The sequence below is a fragment of the Haloferula luteola genome, assembly GCF_014201715.1.
GTDB classification, from domain to species: Bacteria; Verrucomicrobiota; Verrucomicrobiia; order Verrucomicrobiales; family Akkermansiaceae; genus Haloferula; species Haloferula luteola.
Genome location: NZ_JACHFD010000075.1, coordinates 1 through 1,456, shown reverse-complemented (window position 1 = coordinate 1,456; position 1,456 = coordinate 1). Strand labels below are relative to the sequence as shown.

2 protein-coding genes are annotated in these 1,456 nt (G+C 55.8%); both read left to right on the top strand.

Annotated elements, in window-relative coordinates:
- The first annotated feature begins 104 nt into the window (after positions 1-104).
- Complete coding sequence (locus tag HNR46_RS20515) at positions 105-530, top strand: hypothetical protein (protein ID WP_184022578.1); 426 nt, start codon at positions 105-107, stop codon at positions 528-530.
- A gap of 158 nt (positions 531-688) precedes the next feature.
- A complete protein-coding gene (locus HNR46_RS20510) occupies positions 689-1,195 on the top strand; it encodes a hypothetical protein (protein ID WP_221285320.1) in 507 nt (168 codons plus the stop codon).
- Positions 1,196-1,456 lie beyond the last annotated feature (261 nt).

Genomic DNA, 1,456 nt, shown 5'->3' with positions numbered 1-1,456 from the left:
CTGACCCGCTCCGTGTCGGATTTTCACCGTGACTAGAACCCTCAACCCACAGTCAACGCGCGGCTGCCGTCAGGCGGTTGGTGTGCTATGACGTTCGCCCTAAAATGATCTCCAAGCACAAATCGAGGCGAGTAATCGTTGGCGGCACGCGATTCCGGCACAAGGTATCGACGACGCCTAAGAGCAAAGGAGTCTACGAGCTTAACATCACCGCTCAGAGCGAAGACCACAACGGAAGCAAGTTGGTAGTTGTTGGCCTGATCCAGAAGGACAGCTCGGTATGGCCGATCGCCTCCGGAGAGCTTGAATTCTATCCGACGGTCACACGGCACGAGGTCGAGTGGTGCATTCGTGAAGCGATCAACCACGGATGGGATTATCGGATCGCGGGTCCGAACTTTGCTCTCCACGCTACCAACGAGATTTTCCGCCTAGGATTCTGGTCGACCGAACGGGCACAGAATCCGATTCGCGAAACGAGCACCGAAACCAAAATCAAGGCGAACAAGTCGCAGCACCCAACCGCCTGACCCGCTCCGAGTCGGATTTTCACCGTGATTACCAACCTCAACCCACAGTCAGCGCGCGGCTGCCGTCAGGCGGTTGGTGTGCTATGACGTTCGGTCTGAAAAAGCACCGGTCAATCATGCTCAAGCGCATCCTACTTCCCCCGCTCATCCCGGTCGCTATGATCGTGCTTCTGGCAGTCTGGGTGATTGTCGACGAGACGCGAAGTGCTCCTCGGATAATCGACGGAAGACCGGACAATGCACCAACACGCGCAGCAGGAATACTGATCTACATCACTCCGATACTGTATCTCGTATTCGGATTCTTGAACCTGATCGATTTCGCATTTGACCGGTTATCCGGCCAAGTAAGATGGATTGCGACTCTGGTGCTCTGTATCTTGCTCAGCGTGTTATTGAGCGGCGCATCCTATCAGCCTTCTGTGGACTCTTCGGCGTTCCCTGGTATCGCAATTGCGATTCTGACAGGACTGATGATCCTAATGCCGATGACACTGCTTCGGCGTTTCGTCCTCTCTCCCCGCAGAAGCGGATCGACACTTTCACCCGATGCCAGTATTTCTTTTGGGACTCTTTTCCCTGATGCCGGACCCGCTCCAAAAATCCACAAGACCGAACAAGACGCGGCTGGACAACCCGCTACCCGGCCGCGAGTCGGAGATTGAACCGTGATGAGAAACTTTACCTTGAGGCGGACTGGCGCTCCCGGTAGCGGGTGCCAGCGCTTTGACGTTGCTATGGCTGCCTCTTTGTCAACGGGCAAAGTTCTCCTATTTACATCGTAGGTGATGAGGTGCTGGCGTCCGGCTCAACGCGTCGGGCGCCGGGATGAGACAGGGCGTTTTGATCCAGTGTGAATCAGCAGTTCGCCTACGGCTTTGTATGCTGCTATTCGTGGGCTGTCCCGCTTGTGCGGGACCTGTCCA

Excerpts from the sequence above, each read along its gene's own strand:
- HNR46_RS20515 (WP_184022578.1), top strand. The coding sequence starts at position 105 with ATGATCTCCAAGCACAAATCGAGGCGAGTAATCGTTGGCGGCACGCGA.
- HNR46_RS20510 (WP_221285320.1), top strand. The coding sequence starts at position 689 with ATGATCGTGCTTCTGGCAGTCTGGGTGATTGTCGACGAGACGCGAAGT.